This window comes from Occallatibacter sp., assembly GCF_049802275.1.
GTDB lineage: Bacteria > Acidobacteriota > Terriglobia > Terriglobales > Acidobacteriaceae > Telmatobacter.
Window position 1 is genome coordinate 1 of record NZ_JBARMD010000055.1, and the last position, 5781, is coordinate 5781.

Genomic DNA, 5781 nt, shown 5'->3' on the forward strand with positions numbered 1-5781 from the left:
GCTCAGCAGTTCGCGGCACGCGCAATCGTGACCGTTCGCAATACAGGGACGGCACCACTATCCCTCATTCCGCTGCAAATTTCGTCGTCTCTCAACTGGGAGCGCATTCGCGTCGCGGGGCACGACGCCTCTTTTCCGGTAGCCACCATCAATTCCGACTCCGACCACACCGGCCAGTTGCACGAAGCTGCCATTCCACTTCCAACTCCACTCGCGCAAGGGGAAACGCTTCAACTCGACGCCACGTACTCCGGAACCATTCCACCCACTGCCCGGCGTCTTCTTTCAGTTGGAACCCCTGAAGACTCCGCATCCCACTCCGACTGGGATCAAATCAACCCAGCCTTCACCGGGCTGCGCGGATTCGGCAATGTTGTCTGGTATCCCGCCACAAGCCTCCCGGTCATCATTGGCGACGGAGCGCGCCTCTTCGACGAAATCGGCAGGCAGAAACTTCGTTCATCCGGAAGCGAGTTTCGCCTGCGCCTAACGGTGGAGTTCCCCCACGGCCAGGCGCCCACAGTTGCAGCCGTCAACGGCAACGCCATCCCGCTCAAGGTCACAGATTCGCAAAGCTCGAGTTCTGACCTGCCAGGGATTGCGACCGCTGACACGGGGCGAACGATGCTTGGCTTCGAATCGCCGAGTCTTTTCGTCACCACCGAGGCCGCCCACCCGGGAACCCATCTGACCGTCTACTCCGTCCCCGAAGATGAGTCGGCTGCCAAAAGCTGGATTGCAGTCGCCGCCAACCTCTCGCCGATGATTGAACGCTGGCTTGGGCCTGATCCACGAACCCAGCTCACGGTTCTCGATCTGCCCGATCCCGACGATATTCCCTGGGAATCCGGTCCGTTCCTCGCCATTCCCGTGCGCGATGGCCCTCCCGATCAGCTCTCGTCGGTCCTCTCTCACTCCATGACGCACGCGTGGATGGCACCCAGTCCTTACTGGCTCAATGAAGGCGCGGCCAACTTCATGGGCACGCTCTGGGATGACCGCCAGCATCATCGCGACCAGGCTTTAGGTACGCTCGAAGCAGGCCGCCAGGCTTTGGCGCTCGAAGAACCCTCCAGCCCCGGCGATGGCGCGGGGCAACCTCTCGCACGTGCCACTAGCCCGGTCTATTACCGCACCAAGGCCACGTACATTCTCTGGATGCTGCGCGACCTGGTGGGTGACGATGCGCTTGGCGCGGCTCTTCGTGCGTCGAACGCGGTTTCCAGGAAATCTGCGTCGGATGCAGGCGCCGATTCACCGCAAGCTTTTCAGGAGGCCTTGAAAACCGCCGCCCCCGGTAAGAATCTCAGTTGGCTCTTCGCCGATTGGATCGACGCCGACCACGGTCTCCCAGATCTGACCATCGACAAAGTCTTCCCCAACGCCGTGCAATCCGGCAACTGGCTCGTCTCCGTTACCATCTCGAATGCGGGCTATGCAGCTGCCGAAGTGCCCGTTATCGTGCGCTCCGAGACCAACAAAACCACTGAGCGAGTCTTGATTCCCGCCCGCGGTACAGTCACCCCTCGGATACTTGTGCAAGGCAAACCCACCGAGGCCCAACTCAACGACGGCACGGTCCCGGAAACCCAGGCCAGCGTTCACGTCCTGCACCTTGACCAGAAACCGGAGCCGGAACTCCCAACCCCCGCACCCCAATAGCGGCACCTGATCCGTGTGCACATTCCGCCTAGCATCTCCATCCAAAGACTGATGCGCAGCCACGCTGCGGGTCCGTAGGATAGCCAAACCATGGAGGTCGATCCCCAAAGCAGGCGACAGATGGGCGTGTGGGCGGCCACGGCGGTCGTGACAGGCGAGGCCATCTCCCTCGGCATCTTTCTCACCCCGGCCGGGATGGCCCGGTCGCTGGGATCACCTGCACTTCTGGCTGCAGTCTGGTGCGGAATGGCGCTCCTCACGCTGGCCGGAGCGCTCTGCTTTACCGAGCTCGCCGTCCGCAATCCTCACGACGGTGGCGAATACCTCTACCTGCGTCGCGGCTTCGGCCGGCGCGTCGCCTTTCTCTACGGCTGGATGGCTGCCGTCGTCATGTACCCGGGCGTGGCAGCAGCGCTCACGGTTGGCACTGTCCCGTACATCCAGGCCCTTGTCTCCGTTCCCTCCCCAATTGCCAAAGCCCTCCCCCCACTCATTCTCATCACCCTCGGCGCGCTCAACTATTTCGGCACTCGTTTAAGCAGTGGCGTGATGACAGTCCTCAACTGGCTCAAAGTCCCTGTGCTCGCCGCCCTGGTTGGATGGGCGTTTATCTCCGGCCACGCAACGATGGCCAATGTCATGCCGCTCTCCGTGCGCCGGCCAGGCTCCGATCCGTTAATCGACGCGATTGCCGGAGCCACCATCAGCGCCTTTTTCTGTTTCGGCGGCTGGTGGGAAGCAGGCAAAATCGCCGGCGAGGTCCGCAATCCATCGCGCAACCTCGCAGTTGCCTTTTCCGGCGGAGTGCTCATCGTAACCGCGATTTATCTGCTGCTCAGTTTTGCGTTCGTTGCCGTCGTTCGCGTGGAGCAGATTCAGTCCAACACCGCATTTGTGGCACTCTTTGGCCAGACGCTCTTCGGTGCCGCAGGGGGACGCGTGCTGGCAATGTGCGTCGTGCTTTGCGTCTTCGGCGGCCTCATGGTGCTTTGCATGGCGGTGCCGCGCGTCACCTATGCGCTGGCTCTCTCAGAAGCCGGTGGCACGAACCAGACGGGCGCTCTCGCTACATTCGCTCGCTTGCATCCGCGCTTTAATACGCCGGCAAACGCGGTTCTGCTCCAGACAGGAATGGCACTGCTCGTCCTTATGCTTGGCGCCTTCGACCGCATTCTCGCGTTCATCATCTTCTCTGCTGTAGTGTTTCTCGCGCTCACCGTGGCGACTCTGTTCCGATCCATCACCCCTGTTCGGCGCTGGTGGTATCCGTCCGCTCCGATCGTTTTCATCGCCGGCAGCGGACTGCTCGCAGTCATGCTTCTCATGCATAGCCCGGGCTCGGCTTTGCTCGGTGCGGGTATCGTTCTATGTGGTCTTCCCGTTCGCTGGGTCCTGACAAGGCGCGGCGAAGTGTCACCCGCCGTCGCAGCCGATACCATTTCTTCCTAGACAACGAATTCAGAACCACGAGCTACAAACTACGAACTCAGAACTGGAGTAAACCCCATGCCCCACATCCCACTTCCCCCCGAGCACATCGGCATCCGCGGCGCCATGGCCTTCCGTCCCGAGACAGCCAAGCCCCTGAACGACCTCGTCGAAATCCTCCTTACCGGTCCCAGCACTCTCAGCAAAGGTGAACGCGAACTCATTGCGACCTACGTCTCCAGCCGCAACTGCACTCACTTCTGCGCCAGCATCCACGGCGCCATCGCCGCTGCCCACCTCGGCGGCGACGAGGCGCTCGTGAAACAGGTCAAGTCCGACTTCATGCAGGCCGACATCAGTCTCAAGCTCAAGGCACTCCTCGTGATCGCGGAGAAGGTTCAGAAGGATGGAAAGCTTGTGACCACTGCCGACGTAGAGGCCGCGCGAAACCTCGGCGCCACCGATCTCGAGATCCACGACACCGTCCTGATAGCTGCGGCGTTTTGCATGTACAACCGCTATGTCGACGGCCTCGGAACCGAGCAGCCCGACGACGAAGCTCTCTATCGCGAACGAGGCCGCATGGTCGCCCGCAACGGCTACGTCCACACCAGCAAGGAATATCTCGGCGCAGAAGTGTCTGCGCCGGCACACACTTAGTGTGTTGGAAATCTGCCATCCTGAGCGAAGCAAGCTTGGGGCCCCGCGAACGATATGCGTTCGTGGGGTAAGCGGAGCGAAGGACCTGCTTCATCGTGCGCGCGGGCCCAAAACAATCCAGAAGGAGAAGTGCATGCCCCACATCAATCTTCCCGAAGGCTATCCCGGCATCAGCGCCGGATTCACCTATCGCCCAGAAACCGCCAAGCCCATGCGCGAACTCGCTGACATCCTGCTTCATCAGCCCAACTCTCTCGCTCCTGGGGAACGCGAACTGATCGCCACCTATGTTTCATCGCGCAACTGCACCACCTTCTGCGCATTGAGCCACGGCGCCGCAGCCGCAAACCATCTGGGCGACGCGTCCGTCGTTGAGAAAGTAAAGTCCAATTTCCTTGCCGCACCCATCAGCGCCAAGCTCAAGGCGCTGCTCACGATCGCCGGAAAAGTGCAGCAGGATGGCAAACTCGTGACCGAGGCGGATGTGAAAGCCGCGCGCGCACTCGGTGCGACCGACATTGAGATCCACGACACGGTTCTCATCGCCGCAGCGTTCTCAATGTACAACCGCTACGTCGATGGCCTGGGCACCGTGCAGCCAACTGACCCTGGAATGTACGAGCAGATGGGTAAACACCTCGCCGAAGAAGGCTACACCAAGCCCTCAATCCGACAACCCGTCACCGCGGCGTAGTTTTAGAATGCAACTCGTTGGTTGCACAAAAGAGAGCGCTGGCGCGCACTCTTTTGTACCCTGGTCCCTATTCCCCAGTCCCTAGTCCCTGTCTTTCACATTCCGCGCCTTCACCTTGAACCAGATCGGCGTCCCCTTGAACCCGAAGGCGTCGCGGATCTGGTTTTCGAGAAAGCGCTCGAAGGCGAAATGCAGCTTAATATCGCGGTCGGTAAACAGGACAAACGTTGGTGGCGCCACAGCTGCCTGCGTCATGTAGAAGATGCGAATGCGCTTGGCCATCGGCACCGGAGCCCGCTGGAAATCGATCTTGTCGAGGAAGCGGTTCATCTGCCCCGTCGTCACACGCTTACGTCGCTCGTCAGCAACGGACTTCACTTCCTTCAGAACGCGCGGCATTCCCTTCACTTCGAGAGCCGAAAGAAAAATCACCGGCGCGTAGTCCAGGTACTTCAACGCCCTTCGTAATTGCTGTTCGAAGATCTCCCGATCCGCCGCAGGTTTTCCATCCGTGCGGTTAGTCGTCACCGCGTCCCACTTGTTCACAACGATGATGACGCTGCGTCCGCTCTCGTGCGCATACCCGCCGATCGTCGCGTCTGCTCCCGTCACGCCCTCTGTCGCGTCGATCACTAGCAGCGCAACATCCGCCGCTTCCAGGTGGCGTCGCGCCATGACCACGCTCATCTTTTCGGCCATCAAATGCGTCTTGCCCTTGCGCCGAATTCCCGCCGTATCCACAAAACGCAGCGTGTCGCCTTCAAACTCAATTGCTTCGTCCACCGCGTCGCGCGTAGTCCCGGCAATCGGCGACACAATCGCGCGCGATGTTCCCGTCAGCGCATTCAGCAGCGTGGACTTGCCGACGTTCGGCCGCCCGATGATTGCCACCGCTGTTTCGCGCTGCTCAAATTCGCCATGGGTGCGAATCAGCTGCTTGTGTTCATCGTCTTCCGCGCCTGGTTCGAGCGGCCCGCCCTCGGATATCTCATCCTCCTCGGCGATCTCCTCTGCCGTTTCGGCGTCCGTGGCGGGAATCGCCTCCGCGATAGCATCCAGCAAATCGCCGATGCCCAGCGCATGTTCCGCGCTGATTGCATACACATTCTTGAGGCCAAGCTGGCGGAAATTTTCCGCCGCATAGGCCATCGCCTCGCCTTCGATCTTGTTCACCGCCAGAAATACGGGCTTCTTGCTCCGCCCCAATAGCCGCACCAGGTCATAATCGGGACTGGCCAACTCGGTCCGCGCGTCCACCACCATCACCAGTGCTTGCGCTTCTTCCAGCGCCACTTTCGCCTGGTTGTAAATCTCCGTGGGAATCAGTTCCGGATCAT

At 60.7% G+C, this 5781-nt stretch carries 5 protein-coding genes; 4 read left to right on the forward strand and 1 reads right to left on the reverse strand.

The window, feature by feature from the left end; all coding sequences use genetic code 11:
- The 4 genes from WA354_RS01770 to WA354_RS01785 all read left to right on the forward strand — a co-directional run.
- A partial coding sequence (locus tag WA354_RS01770; RefSeq protein WP_472811291.1) for a M1 aminopeptidase family protein occupies positions 1-1662 on the forward strand: 1662 nt, incomplete at its 5' end.
- A 90-nt stretch (positions 1663-1752) separates the two neighbouring features.
- Positions 1753-3111: an APC family permease gene (locus tag WA354_RS01775; protein ID WP_472811292.1), complete on the forward strand. Its 1359-nt coding sequence runs from the start codon at positions 1753-1755 to the stop codon at positions 3109-3111.
- A gap of 57 nt (positions 3112-3168) precedes the next feature.
- Positions 3169-3750, forward strand: coding sequence for a carboxymuconolactone decarboxylase family protein (locus WA354_RS01780; protein ID WP_472811293.1), 582 nt, complete (start codon positions 3169-3171; stop codon positions 3748-3750).
- 133 nt (positions 3751-3883) lie between these two features.
- A complete protein-coding gene (locus WA354_RS01785; RefSeq protein WP_472811294.1) occupies positions 3884-4444 on the forward strand; it encodes a carboxymuconolactone decarboxylase family protein in 561 nt (186 codons plus the stop codon).
- Between the two features lie 81 nt (positions 4445-4525).
- On the opposite strand, the gene der is transcribed toward WA354_RS01785, so the two are convergent.
- Positions 4526-5781: ribosome biogenesis GTPase Der (der, locus tag WA354_RS01790; protein ID WP_472811295.1), on the reverse strand; the 1256-nt coding region annotated here is incomplete at its 5' end.